Annotated in this window: 15 protein-coding genes; 11 read left to right on the top strand and 4 right to left on the bottom strand. The window is 68.1% G+C overall.

Going from position 1 to position 16,978, the window contains the following annotated elements:
• Positions 1 to 47 precede the first annotated feature (47 nt).
• Entirely contained in the window at positions 48 to 605 is a 558-nt protein-coding gene (locus U1703_RS02850) for a glycoside hydrolase family 108 protein (protein WP_332784510.1), read from the top strand.
• The gene (locus tag U1703_RS02855) at positions 602 to 847 is read left to right on the top strand and encodes a 3TM-type holin (RefSeq protein WP_332784511.1); all 246 of its coding nucleotides are present in this window, start codon (positions 602 to 604) and stop codon (positions 845 to 847) included. The genes U1703_RS02850 and U1703_RS02855 overlap by 4 nt, the downstream gene beginning before the upstream one ends.
• On the opposite strand, the gene U1703_RS02860 is transcribed toward U1703_RS02855, so the two are convergent.
• Positions 841 to 2,112: an aspartyl protease family protein gene (locus U1703_RS02860; protein WP_332784512.1), complete on the bottom strand. Its 1,272-nt coding sequence runs from the start codon at positions 2,110 to 2,112 to the stop codon at positions 841 to 843. The genes U1703_RS02855 and U1703_RS02860 overlap by 7 nt on opposite strands.
• Positions 2,113 to 2,225: 113 nt before the next feature.
• Positions 2,226 to 3,755, bottom strand: coding sequence for a TadA family conjugal transfer-associated ATPase (locus U1703_RS02865; protein WP_320452794.1), 1,530 nt, complete (start codon positions 3,753 to 3,755; stop codon positions 2,226 to 2,228).
• A gap of 108 nt (positions 3,756 to 3,863) precedes the next feature.
• Here U1703_RS02865 and U1703_RS02870 point away from each other — a divergent pair, with 108 nt between their 5' ends.
• Entirely contained in the window at positions 3,864 to 5,393 is a 1,530-nt protein-coding gene (locus tag U1703_RS02870; protein WP_332784513.1) for a S1C family serine protease, read from the top strand.
• Between the two features lie 81 nt (positions 5,394 to 5,474).
• Complete coding sequence (locus U1703_RS02875; RefSeq protein ID WP_332784514.1) at positions 5,475 to 7,031, top strand: hypothetical protein; 1,557 nt, start codon at positions 5,475 to 5,477, stop codon at positions 7,029 to 7,031.
• A 6-nt stretch (positions 7,032 to 7,037) separates the two neighbouring features.
• Here the strand turns inward: U1703_RS02875 and U1703_RS02880 are convergent, their stop codons facing one another.
• On the bottom strand, positions 7,038 to 7,925 hold the full coding sequence (locus U1703_RS02880) for a bifunctional transcriptional activator/DNA repair enzyme AdaA (RefSeq protein ID WP_332784515.1): 888 nt from the start codon (positions 7,923 to 7,925) through the stop codon (positions 7,038 to 7,040).
• Between the two features lie 183 nt (positions 7,926 to 8,108).
• Here U1703_RS02880 and U1703_RS02885 point away from each other — a divergent pair, with 183 nt between their 5' ends.
• From U1703_RS02885 to U1703_RS02915, 7 genes are all read left to right on the top strand, one after another.
• Positions 8,109 to 8,678: a F0F1 ATP synthase subunit delta gene (locus tag U1703_RS02885; RefSeq protein ID WP_320452793.1), complete on the top strand. Its 570-nt coding sequence runs from the start codon at positions 8,109 to 8,111 to the stop codon at positions 8,676 to 8,678.
• 7 nt (positions 8,679 to 8,685) lie between these two features.
• Positions 8,686 to 10,215: a F0F1 ATP synthase subunit alpha gene (atpA, locus tag U1703_RS02890; protein ID WP_332784516.1), complete on the top strand. Its 1,530-nt coding sequence runs from the start codon at positions 8,686 to 8,688 to the stop codon at positions 10,213 to 10,215.
• A gap of 127 nt (positions 10,216 to 10,342) precedes the next feature.
• The gene (locus tag U1703_RS02895; RefSeq protein WP_320452735.1) at positions 10,343 to 11,218 is read left to right on the top strand and encodes a F0F1 ATP synthase subunit gamma; all 876 of its coding nucleotides are present in this window, start codon (positions 10,343 to 10,345) and stop codon (positions 11,216 to 11,218) included.
• Entirely contained in the window at positions 11,218 to 11,814 is a 597-nt protein-coding gene (locus tag U1703_RS02900; protein WP_332784517.1) for a hypothetical protein, read from the top strand. The genes U1703_RS02895 and U1703_RS02900 overlap by 1 nt, the downstream gene beginning before the upstream one ends.
• Positions 11,798 to 13,270 carry a F0F1 ATP synthase subunit beta gene (gene atpD, locus U1703_RS02905; RefSeq protein WP_320452792.1) on the top strand — a complete coding sequence of 491 codons (1,473 nt, stop codon included), beginning with the start codon at positions 11,798 to 11,800 and terminating at the stop codon, positions 13,268 to 13,270. Before U1703_RS02900 ends, atpD begins: the two co-directional genes overlap by 17 nt.
• Positions 13,271 to 13,348: 78 nt before the next feature.
• Entirely contained in the window at positions 13,349 to 13,600 is a 252-nt protein-coding gene (locus U1703_RS02910) for an ATP synthase F1 subunit epsilon (protein WP_320452733.1), read from the top strand.
• A gap of 54 nt (positions 13,601 to 13,654) precedes the next feature.
• Positions 13,655 to 14,521, top strand: a complete 867-nt coding sequence (locus U1703_RS02915) for a beta-1,6-N-acetylglucosaminyltransferase (RefSeq protein ID WP_332784518.1) — start codon at positions 13,655 to 13,657, stop codon at positions 14,519 to 14,521.
• A gap of 78 nt (positions 14,522 to 14,599) precedes the next feature.
• On the opposite strand, the gene U1703_RS02920 is transcribed toward U1703_RS02915, so the two are convergent.
• On the bottom strand, positions 14,600 to 16,771 hold the full coding sequence (locus U1703_RS02920; protein WP_320452731.1) for a primosomal protein N': 2,172 nt from the start codon (positions 16,769 to 16,771) through the stop codon (positions 14,600 to 14,602).
• Positions 16,772 to 16,978: the final 207 nt, after the last annotated feature.

The following is a 16,978-nucleotide window of genomic DNA, read 5'->3' on the forward strand; positions in this document are numbered from 1 at the left end:
GTGAACCGATATGGTTCCTCTGCCTCTCGCAACCGGGGGAGAGCGACATGGGGCAGGGGGACGAGACGAACGTCGAGGCATTGATCGCGCAGGTGATCGCGCGCGAGGGGGATTATAGCGACCATCCCGCCGATCGCGGCGGCGCGACGCGCTTCGGCATCACCGAGGCGGTCGCGCGCGCGGACGGTTATACCGGACCGATGCGCCGCCTGCCGCTGGCACGGGCCGAGGCGATCTACCATCGCCTCTATTGGACCGCGCCGGGCTTCGACCGCGTGGCGATCCGCGCACCGCGACTGGCGGAGGAGCTGTTCGACACCGGCGTCAACATGGGGTCGGGCGTCGCCGCGGGATTTCTGCAACGCGCGCTCAATGCGCTCAACCGCCAGGCCCGCGACTATCCCGATCTGGCGACGGACGGGCGGATCGGGCCCATGACGCTGGCCGCGCTCGACGCGTTCCTGCGCCACCGGGGCGCGGCGGGGGAGGTCGTGCTGCGGAAGGCGGTCGAGGCGATGCAGGGAGAGCGCTATCTGCAACTGGCCGAACGTCGCCCCGCCAACGAGGCCTTCCTCTATGGCTGGCTGGCGGATCGGCTGTCATGAGCGCCGAGACCGACCGGTGGACCCGGCGGGCGCGGCCGAGTTTCCTGTACGTCATGTACGTGCTGCTGCTCGGCAGCCTGCCGATGGCGGTGCTGGCGGGGGTGCGGCCCGCGATGGCGGCGGCGATGACGCGCGGGCTGGGGGCGTATCTGAACGCGATCCCCGAGCCGCTCTATGCGCTCTTCGCCACCGGCTATCTGGGCTATACCGCCGCGCGCGAATGGGGAAAGCGCCGTCAGTAGAAGCGCGCCAGCGTCAGCACCCGGTCCTGCCCGTCACAGGTGCGCAAGGTGACGCGGGTGCCGGGCGTCCCGATCGTCCAGCGGGCGATCGGACTGTCGACATAGTCGCGGGGAATCGGCTGTCCGTCGATCGCGCAGATGGTGTCGCCCTCGCGCCAGCCGCTCGCCTCGGCCGGGCCGCCGCGCATGACGTGGAGCACACGCAACCGGTCGCTGGCGACGCCCAGCAACAGCCCGGCGGTCGAACGCTGGGCGGGCGTGTCCGCGCCGGGGCCGGGCTTCAGGATCATCCGCCCCGCGCCTGGATCGAGCAGCACGCGGTAGCGTTGCAGGAAACCCGATCCGATCCGCCCGGCCGCGCCGACCGACTCGCTGAACCCCTGTGCCGGTTCGATCCGCACCTCGACGCCCTGCGCGGTCAGCGTGCCCAGCCGCACGGTGGGCACGATCGCCAGATCGTTGACGGTGGGGCCCGCCAGTCCGAAGCCGATCGCGGTCGTCGTCGGCAGCGTCAGCTTGGCCGCACGCCATCCGGCCTGCGTCACGGTCAGCGCCGATCCGTCGCCGGTGTCGACGATCACCGGCGACAGCCGCGTCGCGCCCAGCCCGACCACGCTTTCATACACCCGCCGCTCGGCCGACACGGTCAGCGGCGCGGTCGCCCCGGTAAAGGGCATCCGGCCCGAGGGGAGCAGGCGGAACCGCTTGTTCGCATAATCGATGTCGAGCGCGTGCGGCGCCAGCAGGTCGCGCCCGACCAGCAGGTCGACGGCGGTCGCATCCCCCGTCGCCAGCGCGGGCAACGGGGCCACGACCACGCCGCCGCCCTTGCGGGTCAGCCCACCCAGGCTGAGCGTGCGCGTCGGCATCCATCCGATCGCGACCGCGCCGCCGATCGCACTGGCCTGCCCGCCGGGACGGATATTCGCCTTCGCCGCCAGCGGAGAGGCTTGCGACAACAGGGTGAAGCTGACTCCGGTGTCGAGGATCGCGGTGACGCTCCGGTCGTCGATCGTCATGGCGAAGCGGATCTGGTTGCCCGGTGTCAGCTGAAACGGAATCCAGCGCCCTTCGGCATCGGGTGCCAGCGTCGAGACGCCGGGATCGCGCGCGGCGGCCGCGACGACATCCTCGGTGCCCTTGTCCTGACGCACCGCGCCGCCTTGCGGGGCGGACACGGTGTCACGCTCGCGCATCGCATGGGGGAGCGCGATCGCCGCGACCAGGAACAGGGGAAGGGGCAGCAGGTAAAGGGGACGTGGCATCACGCCCCAACGCCTAGCCGAAGGGGAAGCTGCGTGCGAGTCGGTGTCGACGGCTTCGACGACCACCATAGGGAGGGGGCGACGCCGAAAAGGACCGATGCCCTACAGGTGCCCTACAGGCACGCCTCCAGCAGCGCCTTGTCGAACCCGAACTGCTTGGCCTTGTCGAGCGTATAGGGGCGCAGGCCCGCCGAGCGATACTCGCCGATGATCTTGCCGTCGGTGCCCTCGTCCAGATATTCGAAGCTGAACAGCTCCTGGGTAACGATCACCGGTCCTTCCATGCCGATCACCTCGGTGATGTTGGTCACCCGGCGGCTGCCGTCGCGCAGGCGCTTGACCTGGATGACCAGATCGACCGAGTCGGCGATCTGGCGGCTGATCGCTTCCTTGGGCACCTTGATGTCCGACATCATCACCATATTCTCCATGCGGGCGAGCGCCTCGCGCGGGGAGTTGGAGTGGAGCGTGCACATCGAGCCGTCATGGCCGGTGTTCATCGCCGCCAGCATGTCGAAACACTCGGCCCCGCGAATTTCGCCCAGGATGATCCGGTCGGGCCGCATACGCAGCGCGTTCTTGACCAGGTCGCGGATGCTGATCTCGCCCTGGCCCTCCAGATTGGCGGGGCGGGTTTCCAGGGGCAGCCAGTGCGGCTGTTGCAGGCGAAGCTCGGCCGCGTCCTCGATCGTCAGGACGCGCTCGCCCGGGTCGATCATCTTGGACAGCGCGTTCAGCATCGTCGTCTTGCCCGAACCGGTGCCGCCGGAGATAACGATGTTGAACCGGCAGGCACCCGCGATCTTGAGCAGCGTCGCCATGTCCTGGCTCATCGACCCGCCGGTCGCCATCATGTCGAGGGTGATCGGCTTGGCCGAGAATTTGCGGATCGAGATCGCGGTGCCGCGCAGGGAAAGCGGCGGCACGATGACGTTGACGCGGCTGCCGTCCTTCAGCCGGGCATCGGCCAGCGGCGTGGTCTGGTCGACGCGGCGGCCGACCGAATTGACGATACGCTGTGCGACCTGGAACAGATGCTCCTCGTCGCGGAAACGGATACCGGCCAGCTCCAGCCGGCCCTTGCGCTCGACATAGGTCTGCTCGGGGCCGTTGACCATGATGTCGGTGATGTCGGCATCGGCCAGCAGTTCCTCGAGCGGACCCAGGCCCAGCAGCTCGTCGACCAGCACCTTTTCCAGCGCGAACTGCTCGCGCCGGTTGAGCGTCAGCTTCAGCTCGGCCAGCACCTCGCCGATGATCGGGCGGAATTCCTCGGCCAGCTCGTCCTTGCCCAGCGTGGCGGCGGCTTCCGGGTCGACGCGCTCCAGCAGGCGGGGGAGGACCTGTTCCTTGATCCGGTGGATCGATGCCTCGAAGCCCTCGCCGCGCGCCGGGGTGGGGTCGACCGGTGCGGCCTGGCGCTCGGCCAGTCGCTGCATCGCGTCGGCGGCGGTGGCGGGCGCGACCGTTGCGACGGCCTCTGCCAGGGCGCTGAGCGGCGGGAATTGCTGTCCGCCGGGGGCGGGCGCTTCCGCCTCGACCCGGGGGGCGGGGCCCGGTCCGTGCATCGGACGCGCGACGCCGAAGGCGGGGCGTCCCCCGGGCCCGCTACCCAAACCCAGACGGCGACCGAACGCGCTCATGCCGATTTTTCCCAAGACATCGGCCATGTTCGTAATTGGCAAGATTTACCATATGCCTAACCGATCGCGGTTGCGGGGGAAGGAGCGGCCGGGATATGGCCCCGTCCCATGCTGAGCCGGTTTGCCCTTGTCCCGCTGTTGTCGGCCATGCTGATCGCTATCGGCCTGTTGCCCGTCGCGGCGGGGGCGGACGATATCGCCGCGACCGCGCGCGGCGTGGTGCGGGTGGTGACCATCGCGATGGTCGATGACGAGGTCGCGGGCTTCGGCCACGGATCGGGCTTTGCCGTCGCACCCAACCGCATCGTCACCAACGCGCATGTCGTCGAACTGGCCGAGCGCTATCCCGACAATGTGGTGATCGGCGTCGTGCCTTCGGAGGGCAGCAAATCCTATCAGGGCCGCGTCATCGCCTATGATTCGCGCCGCGACCTGGCGCTGATCGAGGTGAGCGAGGCGAAGCTGCCCCCCGCCGCGCTGTTCACCGGCCCGGTGACCGAGGGGGATCAGGTCATCGCGCTGGGCTATCCCGGCAATGTCGACCTGGCCACGGCGCAGTCGGCGGCGGACTATATCCGGCCACTGTCGCCGGTCCGGTCGCAGGGCGTGGCGTCGGGCCGTCGCGCGCTGACCGGGATCGAGGTTCTGCTCCACACCGCCAGCATCGCGCGGGGCAATTCGGGCGGGCCGCTGCTCGATCCGTGCGGCCGGGTGATCGGCGTGAACTCGGCACTGACCCGCGCCGATGACGGCGATTCCACCTTCGGCTTCGCGATCGCCGATACCGAGCTGATGGCGTTCCTGCGCGCGGCCAACCAGCCCTATGTCTCGGTCGGCGTGCCCTGCACCTCGATCGAGGAGCGGCTGCGCGAGGACAGCGCCGCCGATGCCCGCGCCGTCGTCGAGGCGGCGACCGCCAAGCGCGAGGCGGCGAGCGCCGCCGCGCTGCGCCGCGAAGAGGCGCTGAACGCCGCACGCGCGCAGGCCGAGCGGTCGCGCGAGAACATCATGGCGATCGCGGCCCTGCTGCTGGTCGCCGGGGCGCTGGTGATCGGCGGCGCGGGGCTGCTGGAGACACGCGGGCAGCGTCGCCAGGCGGTCATCGCCGTCTCGGTCGGCGGGGTGGCGATCGTCGTGGCGATCGTCGTCTTCCTGCTGCGTCCCTCCGCCGACGTGACCCTGCCGCGCGAGGCGATGGCGACGACGACCGGCCCGACGCCGCCGGGCACCGCGATCGGGCCGCTATTGTGCACCCTTCAACCCGACCGCAGCCGGATCACCGTTTCCTCGACCGCCGAGATGCGGCTCGACTGGGGCGCGAACGGCTGTGCCGACGGCAAGACCCAGTATCTGGAGGGCGAGGGCGGATGGCAGCGGATCATCGTGCCCGACGAGGAGCCGACGGTGACGGTCGCCCGCTTCGACCCCATGACCCGCACCTATACCCAGACGCGCTACATGCTGCCCTCGGCGACGATGGAGGCGATCCGCAAGCTGCAGCAGCCGACCACCCCGCGCGGATGCGTGAAGACCGACACGGCGCTGCAGAATCTGCAAGGCGTGCAGGCACAGATCCGCCAGCAGCTGCCGCCCTTGCCCAACGAAAAGCTGGTCTATGGCTGCCGCGCGGGCCGCTGACGCCAAAAAGGGCTTGTCCCCAATCCCGTGATCCGGTGAGATGACCGTCCGATTAGGGGGCGGCTTGGGAGGGCCGGGGGAATGAGCAAGTGGGGAATGGGCGTGCGCCGCTGGATGACGGCGGCGCTGATGGTTGTGGGCGCGGCGCTGTCGGCGTCGCCCGCCAGTGCGGAGTGGCGCGAGGCGCGGGCCCGGCACTTCATCCTGTACGGCAACATGTCAGAATCCGACATCCGGGCGATGGCGACGCGGTTGGAGCAGTTCGACGCCGTGCTCCGCTATTTCTTCGCCCTGCCCGAGATCGAAGGGCAGGAAAGCAACCCCGTCACCGTTTATGTCGTGCCGAACGGGGCGGCCGTCCGGCGGCTATATGGCAAGGGCAGCGACAACGTCCTGGGCTTCTACCAGCCGCGCGTGTCGGGTTCGGTGGCCTTCACCCCGATGCGCGGCGAGGGGGACAATCCCAACGACATGCAGCCGCAACAGGTGCTGTTCCACGAATATGCGCACCATTTCCTGGTCGGCAATTCGAGCAGCGCCTATCCCGCATGGTTTTCCGAAGGGTTTGCCGAGTTCACCGGGACGGCGAAGTTCGATCGCACCGGGGTCATGGTCGGCGTGGCGGCGCAGCACCGCGCTTACGGCCTGCTGATGGCCAGCAAGCTGCCGATCGAGACGCTGTTCGATTCGTCGCGCCGCAAGCTGGACAGCATGCAGCTGGAACAGGTCTATGGCCGGGGCTGGCTGCTGACCCACCTGACCATGTTCGACCCGGCGCAAAAGGCCAGGCTGGGCCAGTATTTCAAGCTGCTCAACACCGGCACGCCCAGTATCCAGGCGGGTAATCAGGCATTCGGATCGCTCAAGGATCTCGACCGTGATCTCGACCGCTATCTGCGTCGCGGAACGATTCCGGGCGTGCTGGTGCCGTTCGACCGGCTGGGCACGCCGCAGGTCGCGGTGCGGGTGCTGAGCCCCGGCGAACAGGCGCTGATCGGCTATCGGATGCAGTCCGATCGCGGCGTCGACGACAAGACCGGGCGTGATCTCTATGCGCGCGCCGCGACGGCGGCGGCGTCCTATCCGCAGGATACGGTGGCGCAGGGGTGGTTCGCCGAAATGGCCTATGACGCGAGCGAGGATGCGGCGGCGGAGGCGGCGGCGGACCGGGCGCTGGCGGTCGACGCCAAGTCGCAGCAGGCACTGCTCTACAAAGGCCTGATCCATCTGCGCCGTGTCGAGACGGCCAAGAGCCACGACCCCAAGCTGTGGGAGGAGGCGCGCAGCTGGATCGTGAAGGCCAACCGGGCGGACCCCAACGCGGCCGAGCCGCTGGCCGTCTTCTACCGCAGCTTCATGATGCAGGGCGAAAAGCCCCGCGCTTCGGCCATCGCCGGGCTCGGCCGTGCATTCGAACTGGTGCCGCAGGATGGCGGACTGCGCATGATGCTGGTGATGCAAAAGGTTCGGGAGGGGGCGATCGACAATGCCAAGGCGCTGCTTCGTCCGCTCGCCTTCAACCCGCATCTGTCCGCCGACAACCCGGCCGCCCAGATGCTGACGGTGCTGGAATCGGGTAACCAGGAGGCGATTCGCATCCTTGCCGGACCTTCCCCGGCACCGACTGCCGCCCCCTGAGCCGGATCATCCCCCCGATACCCATGCGCGCAACACCGCCTCGACAAAGGCGGTGTGCCGTGTGGGCTCGGCAAGCTGCGGGTCGGGCGTCGCGGTCGCGGCGACCAGGCGGGTCATGCGGTCGAGCGTAGCCGGCCCGGCGGGCTTCAGCTCGGCCCTTGGGAACAAGTCGCGAAGCCGCTCGGTGTCGCTCTCGAACGCGATCCGCGCCAGCCCGCGCGGTGTGGCCGCGATCAGCAGGGCCCCGAGCGGCGAGGGCAGGATCGCCCATTCCACCGTCACGCCGTCGCCGCCGCGCCGCCACTGTCCCGGCGCCATGCCCAGCCGCTGTTCGCTGTCCGCATAGAAGCGGCTGGGCCCGGCATAGCCCGCCTCGTAAAGCGCGCGCGTCACGCTGTCCGCGCTGGCCAGGGCTTCGGCGGCACGGGCCCCGCGCAGCGCGCGGGCATAGGCGGCCGGGCTGACCCCGGTCGCGCGCTTGAACAGGCGGTGGAAATGATGCGGGGCATAACCGACCTGCGTGGCGAGCGTGGTGAGGGGCGGCGTGTCTTCCGCCGCCTCCAGGATCGCGATGGCCGCAGCCACCGCCTGTCGGTCGCGCGTCACCGCATCGGGCAGGCAGCGCAGGCAGGGGCGATAGCCCGCCGCGCGCGCCGCCTCGCCACTGGGGTGGAAACAGACATTCTCGCGCCGGGGCCGCCGGGCCGCGCAACTGGGGCGGCAATAGATGCCCGTCGTCTTCACCGCGACCACGAACCGTCCGTCCGCCGCGCGGTCGCGGCGGTGGAAACTCTGCCAGGCGGCGTCTTCGTCGAAATCGGTCATCGGGTCGGCTTTCGGTCGCTCGCCGGGGGCGGGGCGGTACGATCCTAGCAGCGCCGCTGTGGCAATCATCCCACGGCTTGCGGCCAAAGCCGTTAAAATGGCGTCATCATCCCGTCACAAGATGCGCCACGCACCTTGCATCGATTGGTTCCCGATGCTAACCGCCCGCCAACCCATCGGAGGCGCGTTTTTCGCGCCCCGTTCCCCATGGGGCCAACCCGTTCGTTGTTCGAGGAATTCGCATCCGTGGAGATGTCCGGCGGTACTATAAGCGGCACAGGCGGCATCCAGGCGAGCCTGGGTGGACGTTATGCGCTCGCGCTTTTCGAGACGGCCGCTGAGCGCCGTTCGATCGACACGATCGAGGCCAGCCTCGTGACCCTGCGCGACGCGCTGGCCACCAACGAGGATCTGGCGGCGCTGACCAAGAGCCCGGTCGTGGCGCGCGGTGCCGCCGTGAAGGCGATCCTAGCCGTGGCTGACACGCTCGGCCTGGACGCGATCACCAAGAATTTCCTCGGCGTCCTTGCCGAGAATCGGCGCCTGTCGGCGCTGCCGCAGATCATTCGCGCCTTTCGCCAGCTGGCCAGCCGCCATCGCGGCGAAGTTGCTGCCGAGGTGACGAGCGCCCACCCGCTGACCGAGGCACAGGTCGCAGAGCTCAAGCAGCAGCTGCGCACCCGGGTCGGCCGCGAAGTGTCGGTCGACCTGTCGGTCGATCCCGATCTTCTCGGCGGGCTTGTCGTCCGCATCGGTTCCCAGATGATCGATAGCTCGATCCGCACCCGTTTGAATGCGCTCGCCAGCGCGATGAAAGGCTGACGTTCCCATGGATATCCGCGCCGCAGAAATCTCCAAGGTCATCAAGGACCAGATCGCCAATTTCGGCACCGAGGCCCAGGTCAGCGAGACCGGCCAGGTGCTGAGCGTCGGTGACGGCATCGCGCGCATCTACGGCCTCGACAATGTCCAGGCGGGCGAGATGGTCGAGTTCGCCAATGGCGTGCAGGGCATGGCCCTCAACCTCGAGGCCGACAATGTCGGCGTCGTGATCTTCGGCTCGGACGCCGAGATCAAGGAAGGCGACACCGTCAAGCGCACCGGCACCATCGTCGACGTGCCGGTCGGCCGTGGCCTGCTGGGCCGCGTCGTGGACGGCCTGGGCAACCCGATCGACGGCAAGGGCCCGATCGAGGCGACCGAGCGCCGCCGCGTCGAGGTGAAGGCACCCGGCATCATCCCGCGCAAGGGCGTGCACGAGCCGGTGCAGACCGGCCTGAAGGCGATCGACGCCCTCGTCCCCGTCGGCCGTGGCCAGCGCGAGCTGATCATCGGCGACCGCCAGACCGGCAAGTCGGCCGTCGCGATCGACGCCTTCATCAACCAGAAGGCGGTCAACGCCGGCACCGAAGAGTCGAAGAAGCTCTACTGCATCTACGTCGCCGTGGGTCAGAAGCGCTCGACCGTGGCACAGCTCGTCAAGACGCTGGAAGAGAATGGCGCGATGGAATATTCCATCGTCGTCGCCGCGACCGCGTCGGAGCCCGCCCCGCTTCAGTTCCTGGCGCCCTATACCGGCACCGCGATGGGCGAATATTTCCGCGACAACGCGATGCACGCGTTGATCGTGTTCGACGACCTGTCGAAGCAGGCCGTTGCGTACCGTCAGATGTCGCTGCTGCTGCGCCGCCCGCCGGGCCGTGAAGCCTATCCGGGCGACGTGTTCTATCTGCACAGCCGCCTGCTGGAGCGTGCGGCCAAGATGAACGACGCCAACGGCGCCGGTTCGCTGACCGCGCTGCCGATCATCGAGACGCAGGCGGGCGACGTGTCGGCCTACATCCCGACCAACGTGATCTCGATCACCGACGGCCAGATCTTCCTCGAAACCGACCTGTTCTTCGCGGGCATCCGCCCGGCGATCAACGTCGGCCTGTCGGTCAGCCGCGTCGGCTCGGCCGCGCAGACCAAGGCGATGAAGAAGGTGTCGGGCTCGATCAAGCTGGAGCTCGCCCAGTATCGCGAAATGGCCGCCTTCGCGCAGTTCGGCTCGGACCTCGACGCCTCGACGCAGAAGCTGCTGAACCGCGGCGCGCGCCTGACCGAGCTGCTGAAGCAGCCGCAGTTCTCGCCGCTGCCCTTCGAGGAGCAGACCGCGTCGATCTTCGCGGGTACCAACGGCTATATCGACAATGTGCCGGTGGCGCAGGTCGTCCGCTACGAAGCGGCGATGCTGGCGTACCTGCGCAACGATCACGCCGACGTGCTGGCGATGATCCGCGACACCAAGGATCTGGGCGACGAGGCCAAGGGCAAGCTCAAGGCCGCGCTCGACCAGTTCGCGAAGATCTTCGCGTAAAAGCAGAAATGGCCCTCTCCCCTTGCGGGAGAGGGTTGGGTGAGGGGGCGCCGCAAGCGACCCCGCCCGTGGCAACCCCTCACCCCGACCCTCTCCCGCGAGGGGAGAGGGAGGCAGAAGGACGAAGATGGCGAGCCTCAAGGCCCTCAAGATCCGGATCAACTCGGTCAAGTCGACCCAGAAGATCACCAAGGCGATGAAGATGGTCGCCGCCGCCAAGCTGCGCCGTGCGCAGGACGCGGCGCAGAACGGCCGTCCCTATGCCGAGCGCCTGGAAACGGTGATGGCCAGCATGGCCGCGCGCGTGGGCGGCGTCGGTGCGTCGCCGCTGCTGGCGGGGACCGGCAAGGACGATGTCCAGCTGCTGGTCGTCGCCACCTCGGAGCGTGGCCTGGCGGGGGCGTTCAACACCAACATCGTTCGCGCCGCGCGCCGCAAGGCCGAAGAGCTGACCGCTCAGGGCAAGACGGTGAAGTTCTACCTCGCGGGCAAGAAGGGGCGCGTGCTGAAGCGCTTCTTCCCCAACGCGATCCTCGCCGATCACGACATGAGCGCGATCAAGGCGCCCAAGTTCGACGACGCGCGCGTGATCGCCGACGACCTGATCGCCCGTTTCGAGCGCGGTGAGTTCGACGTGGCGCACCTGTTCTATTCGAAGTTCGTCTCGGCGCTGGTGCAGGACCCCGTCTCGCAGCAGCTGATCCCCGTGCCGATGCCTGCGCCCAGCAAGGGCGAAGCGTCGGTCGAGGCGGTCGCCGAGTTCGAGCCGAGCGAGGAAGACATTCTCGAGGCGCTGCTGCCGCGCAACGTCGCGGTGCAGATCTTCCGCGCGCTGCTGGAGAACCAGGCCGGTTTCTACGGTTCGCAGATGAACGCGATGGACAACGCCACGCGCAATGCGGGCGACATGATCCGGCGTCTGTCGATCCAGTATAACCGCACCCGCCAGGCGGCGATCACCACCGAGCTCGTCGAGATCATCTCGGGCGCCGAGGCGCTCTGATGCGTTTCGCGCTCCTTCTGGGCCTGACGGTCGCACTGGCCGGATGCGGCCAGGCGTCCGATCAGCCGAGGGGCGCGCCCAAGGCGACGCCGACGCCGTTCGTGAAGGGCGGCTGGGCCACCGTATTCGCCGATCCGGCCGAGACGGTCAGCCTGCTCGACCGCATGGGGTTTCGCATGAGCGGCTATACGCCCGTCCAGGGCGTGTACCGTGCCATCGCGCAGGCCACGCCAATGGCGGATCCGGCGGCAGCGCCGATCAACATGGCGAACCTGATGGTCGAGGGTGATGCGTCGCGGCTGAACACGCTTCGCTACTCGCTCGACCTCGTCAATCTCGACACCAGCCCGTTCGCCAAGACGCAGTTCATCCGCTGGGTGACCAAGCCGATGGATCAGCTGGGTCTGGACGGCAAGGATGCGGTGTCCGCCGCCATCCAGACCGAAAGCGCCACCACCGGCCACCTGACCGGCGCCGATTACCGTGTTACCCGTGACAAGATCGACGGTGGCCGCCGTCTGGTCGTAACCTTTACCCGCCCCGAAGTTATGTCGGGCCAGCAGAACCAAGGAAGCAATGATGGCAACCGCCGCTGATGACATCCGGCCGACCACGGCCACCAACAATGTCGGCACGATCGCCCAGGTCATCGGCGCGGTCGTCGACGTTCACTTCCCCGAGAACCTGCCCGCGATTCTGTCGGCGCTGGAGACGGACAATAACGGCACCCGCCTGGTCCTCGAAGTCGCGCAGCATCTGGGCGAGAACACCGTCCGCACGATCGCGATGGACACGACCGAGGGCCTGACCCGCGGCCAGACCGTGACCGACACCGGCAGCCAGATCCGCGTGCCCGTGGGTCCCGCGACGCTGGGCCGCATCCTGAACGTCGTCGGCGAGCCGATCGACGAGCGTGGCCCCGTCGCCACCGACCTGCGCGCACCGATCCACGCCAAGGCGCCCGAGTTCATCGAGCAGTCGACCGAGAGCGCGATCCTGGTCACCGGCATCAAGGTCATCGACCTTCTCGCGCCGTACGCCAAGGGCGGCAAGATCGGCCTGTTCGGCGGCGCGGGCGTCGGCAAGACGGTTCTGATTCAGGAACTGATCAACAACATCGCCAAGGGCCATGGCGGCACCTCGGTGTTCGCGGGCGTCGGTGAGCGTACCCGCGAGGGTAACGACCTGTATCACGAATTCCTCGACGCGGGTGTTATCGCCAAGGACGCCGAGGGCAACGCGATTAGCGAGGGTTCGAAGGTCGCGCTGGTTTATGGCCAGATGAACGAGCCGCCGGGCGCCCGTGCGCGCGTCGCGCTGTCGGGCCTGACCATCGCGGAATATTTCCGCGACCAGGAAGGCCAGGACGTGCTGTTCTTCGTCGACAACATCTTCCGCTTCACCCAGGCGGGTGCGGAAGTGTCGGCGCTGCTGGGCCGCATTCCGTCGGCCGTGGGCTATCAGCCGACCCTGTCGACCGACATGGGCGCGCTGCAGGAGCGCATCACCTCGACCAACAAGGGTTCGATCACCTCGGTGCAGGCCGTGTACGTGCCCGCCGACGACTTGACCGATCCGGCGCCGGCCACCTCGTTCGCCCACTTGGACGCGACGACCGTGCTCAACCGCGCCATCTCGGAGCTGGGCATCTACCCGGCCGTCGACCCGCTGGATTCGACCAGCCGCGTGCTCGAGCCGCGCATCGTCGGCCAGGAGCATTACGAGACGGCCCGTGCGGTCCAGTCGCTGCTCCAGCGCTACAAGGCGCTGCAGGACATCATCGCGATCCTGGGCATGGACGAGCTGTCGGAAGAGGACAAGCTGACCGTCCAGCGCGCCCGCAAGATCCAGCGCTTCCTGTCGCAGCCCTTCCACGTCGCGGAAGTCTTCACCGGCATCTCGGGCAAGTTCGTCCAGATCGAAGACACGATCCGCTCGTTCAAGGCGGTGGTCGACGGCGAATATGACCACCTGCCGGAATCGGCCTTCTACATGGTCGGCGGCATCGACGAGGCCGTCGCAAAGGCCGAGAAGATGGCTCAGGAAGCCTGATGACATGGGGGGACGGTTCGCGCCGTCCCCCTCTTTCCTCTCCCTCCCCGGGGGAGAGCGATGCGAGATAGACAACCCATGCTGCACTTCGAACTCGTCACGCCCGAAAAGCTCCTCCGTTCGGAGGACGTGCATATGGTGGTCGTGCCCGGCACCGAGGGTGATTTCGGCGTGCTGGAAGGCCATGCGCCCTTCATGTCGACGATTCGCGACGGCGCGATCCAGGTATATCGTACCGAAAAGGGCGAGCCGGAATCGATCCAGATCCGTGGCGGCTTTGCCGAGGTCGGCCCCAAGGGCCTGACCGTGCTCGCGGAGCATGCGGGCTGATCCCATAAATTGGTCTACCGGCGATCGCGCCGATGACATGTTGATGGGGGCATCATGCGGTTGGTCTATGCGATACTGGCCCATGATGCCTTCGATCAGCTCGAACGGCTGATCCACCGCCTGCTGGCGGACGCACCCGAAGATCGGGTTTGCCTTCACATCGATGCCAGGGCCACGCCGCCCGATGCCTTTCTGAACGGCCTGTCCGACGCCGTGCGCGCGCGGGTGACGATCGTGAACCCAGCCATTCCAGTCCATTGGGCGCACTGGTCGCAGACCGTGGCGATCGCCCGCCTGCTCGATGCCGCACTGGCCGAGCCCTTCGATCTGGTTCACGTCATCAGCGGTCGCGACTGGTCATTGTGTTCGCGCGCCGAGATGGTCGCGGCGATCGAGGCGGCCCCGGAGGGCACCTGCTTCATGGATCGGCGCGACGATGACCTCGGCTGGCGGATGAACGACTGGTGCTTCATCGACCGCCATCTGCGCCCGCGTGCCGATCCGACGCCCTTGTCCTGGCGGATCGCGGTCCTGCGCAGCCGGATGTCGGCCTGGGCGGATCGCGGGATCAAGCGGCTGCGCGGTCCCCGCACGGAACCGCTGGGGCCATGGGCGACGAGCTGGACATGGTGGTCGCTGCCCGGAGACGCGGCGATAGCGGTGCGCGATGCCACCGACAGGCTGATGGCGAGCGGGCGGCTGCGGCATACGCAGGCCAGCGACGAGCATGTCGCCCCCACCGCGCTGATCGCGGCCGGTTTCGGTGACCGGATGCAGCCGGCTCGGCGGCTGGTTCGCTTTGCGCCGGGCCAGTGGAGCCCGATGACACTGACCCACACCGATCTGGAAAACCGGCCGGGGGATGCCTGGTTCGGGCGGAAGTTCGATGCGAAGGTCGATCCGGCGTTCCTGGAAATCTGAGGCTTTTCCGTGCACCAGGGCCCTCTTTCCTGTCCGGGGGAGAGGAAAGAGAGAGTTCAGCGGTGTCGGCCCGCCCGCTCAGAGAAAGCTGTACGGGTCCACATCCACCGCGACACGCACCTTCGCGGACCATTCCAGCCCGCCCAGCCACTCACGGATCACGTCCTGCACCGCCAGCGCGCGACGGGCATGGACGAGCAGGCGGAAGCGGTGCCGTCCACGCAGCATCGCCAGCGGGGCGGGGGCGGGGCCGAAGACGTGCATGCCGTCGACCCTGGGGGCGGCGCGCGCGATCAAATTGGCGGTGGACTGCGCCGCGCCCTGATCCTCCGACGAGATGATGATCGCGGCATAGCGACCGAAGGGCGGCGCATCGGCGTCGCGCCGTGCCTCGGTTTCGGCGGTGTAGAACGCCTCGGCATCGCCGGTGACGAGCGCCTGCATCACCTGCGCCTTGGGGCTGTGCGTCTGGATGAAGACATGACCGGGCTTGGCACCGCGGCCCGCACGCCCCGACACTTGGCGGATCTGCTGGAAGGTCCGTTCCGCTGCGCGCAGGTCGCCCCCCTCCAGCCCGAGGTCGGCGTCGATCACCCCGACCAAGGTCAAATTGGGGAAGTGATAGCCCTTGGTGATCAACTGCGTGCCGACGACGATGTCGATATCGCCCGCCTCCATCCGCCCGACGAACTCGGCGGCCTTGGCGGGGGACCACATGGTGTCGGAGGTGACGACCGCGATCTTCGCCTCGGGGAACAGCGCGGTCGCTTCGTCGGCGATACGTTCGACACCGGGGCCGCAGGCGACCAGCGAGTCCTCGCCGTCACATTCGGGGCAGGCGCGCGGGGTCGGCAGGACATGGCCGCAATGATGGCAGGCCAGCCGCCGCACCAGCCGGTGCTCGACCATCCAGGCGGTGCAGTTGGGGCATTGGAAGCGATGGCCGCAGGTCCGGCACAGCGTCAGCGGGGCATAGCCGCGCCGGTTGAGATAGAGCAGCGACTGCTCGCGCTTCTCGAACGTCTGCTTCATCGCCGCGACCAGCTTTGGCGCGATCCAGCGGCCGCGTTCGGGCGGGTCCTGGATCAGGTCGATCGCCTCGATCGTCGGCATCTGCGCCGGGCCGAAGCGGCCCGGCAGCTTGACCTCGGTATAGCGGCCCAGCGCCACCTGTTGCCGCGTCTCGATCGCGGGGGTGGCCGAGGCCAGGATCACCGGGCAGGGCTCGAACTTGCCGCGCATCACCGCCACGTCGCGCGCATGGTAATGGACACCGTCTTCCTGCTTGAAGCTGGTCTCATGCGCCTCGTCCACGACGATCAGGCCGAGATTGCGATAGGGTAGGAACAAGGCCGAGCGCGCGCCGACCGTCACCAGGCCTTGGCCGCTGGCGATGGCCCGCCAGGCGCGCCGTCGCTGCGACGAGCGCAGGCCGGAGTGCCAAGCCACCGGCTCGCAGCCGAAGCGATCGTGAAAACGCTTGAGAAAGGGTTCGGTCAGCGCGATTTCGGGCAGCAGGACGAGGACCTGCCGTCCCTCGGCGATCGCCTCCGCCACCGCCTCGAAATACACCTCGGTCTTGCCCGATCCGGTGACGCCGTCGAGCAGTACCGGCTGAAAGGCGTGCGCGGCGACCCCGGCGACCAGCGTATCCGCCGCCGCGCGCTGATCCTCCGACAGGACCGGGCGATGATGGTCGGGGTCGGGCAGGGGGAAGGGGCTGTCGATATCGACCTCCACCCCCTCGATCGCGCCGTTCTTCACCAGCCCCCGGATCACCGCGTCCGACACATCGGCCATCGTCGCCAGCTCGCGGATCAACCCCTGGCGATCGCCGATCCGCTCCAGCGCCTGCGCCCGCTGCGGGGTCAGGCGGTCGGGAACATGGCCGGTGACGCGGTATTCGGTGGCGGTGCGTGCGCCCTCCAGCGCGGAGGTGGAGGACAGCGCCATGCGCACCACCGCGGCGGGCGGGGCGAGATAATAGTCCGCCGTCCACTCGATCAGCCGGCGCAAGGGGGTGGGCAAAGGCGGCGCGTCGGCCACGCCCAGCAGCGGGCGCAGGCGGTTGTCGCCGACCTCCGCATCGGACGGCATCCGCTCGGCCTCCCACACCACGCCCAGCAGCTGGCGGGGGCCGAGCGGCGCGACGACGATCGACCCCGGCTCGACCGTCATCCCGTGCGGAATACGATAATCGAGCGGACCGAGCGCGGAGTTCAGGACGAGGACGCGGGCACGCGAGGACATGAGCCCGCTATATGGGGCGGAGGGTCTGTGAGGGAAGGGTGTCCTCATTCGGATCGCCGCCATGGTTCGGTCAGGACATGAGCGTTCTCGGCTGGCCAGCCACGTAAAACCGCGGTTAGACAGAGATGACATGATTTGGATCGGAAGAATGCCCCTCCCCTGAAGGGAAAGAGCCATCGAGTTGATGTCATTATGCTTGAGGAAGGG

The organism is Sphingomonas flavida (genome assembly GCF_036663655.1).
In the GTDB taxonomy this organism is placed as follows: domain Bacteria; phylum Pseudomonadota; class Alphaproteobacteria; order Sphingomonadales; family Sphingomonadaceae; genus Sphingomonas.

Coding starts and splice junctions, on each gene's coding strand:
- atpD (WP_320452792.1), top strand. CDS start 11,798: ATGGCAACCGCCGCTGATGACATCCGGCCGACCACGGCCACCAACAAT.
- U1703_RS02920 (WP_320452731.1), bottom strand. CDS start 16,771: ATGTCCTCGCGTGCCCGCGTCCTCGTCCTGAACTCCGCGCTCGGTCCG.
- U1703_RS02850 (WP_332784510.1), top strand. CDS start 48: ATGGGGCAGGGGGACGAGACGAACGTCGAGGCATTGATCGCGCAGGTG.
- U1703_RS02915 (WP_332784518.1), top strand. CDS start 13,655: ATGCGGTTGGTCTATGCGATACTGGCCCATGATGCCTTCGATCAGCTC.
- U1703_RS02880 (WP_332784515.1), bottom strand. CDS start 7,925: ATGATTGCCACAGCGGCGCTGCTAGGATCGTACCGCCCCGCCCCCGGC.
- U1703_RS02865 (WP_320452794.1), bottom strand. CDS start 3,755: ATGAGCGCGTTCGGTCGCCGTCTGGGTTTGGGTAGCGGGCCCGGGGGA.
- U1703_RS02910 (WP_320452733.1), top strand. CDS start 13,349: ATGCTGCACTTCGAACTCGTCACGCCCGAAAAGCTCCTCCGTTCGGAG.
- U1703_RS02900 (WP_332784517.1), top strand. CDS start 11,218: ATGCGTTTCGCGCTCCTTCTGGGCCTGACGGTCGCACTGGCCGGATGC.
- atpA (WP_332784516.1), top strand. CDS start 8,686: ATGGATATCCGCGCCGCAGAAATCTCCAAGGTCATCAAGGACCAGATC.
- U1703_RS02870 (WP_332784513.1), top strand. CDS start 3,864: ATGCTGAGCCGGTTTGCCCTTGTCCCGCTGTTGTCGGCCATGCTGATC.
- U1703_RS02895 (WP_320452735.1), top strand. CDS start 10,343: ATGGCGAGCCTCAAGGCCCTCAAGATCCGGATCAACTCGGTCAAGTCG.
- U1703_RS02855 (WP_332784511.1), top strand. CDS start 602: ATGAGCGCCGAGACCGACCGGTGGACCCGGCGGGCGCGGCCGAGTTTC.
- U1703_RS02860 (WP_332784512.1), bottom strand. CDS start 2,112: ATGCCACGTCCCCTTTACCTGCTGCCCCTTCCCCTGTTCCTGGTCGCG.
- U1703_RS02885 (WP_320452793.1), top strand. CDS start 8,109: ATGTCCGGCGGTACTATAAGCGGCACAGGCGGCATCCAGGCGAGCCTG.
- U1703_RS02875 (WP_332784514.1), top strand. CDS start 5,475: ATGAGCAAGTGGGGAATGGGCGTGCGCCGCTGGATGACGGCGGCGCTG.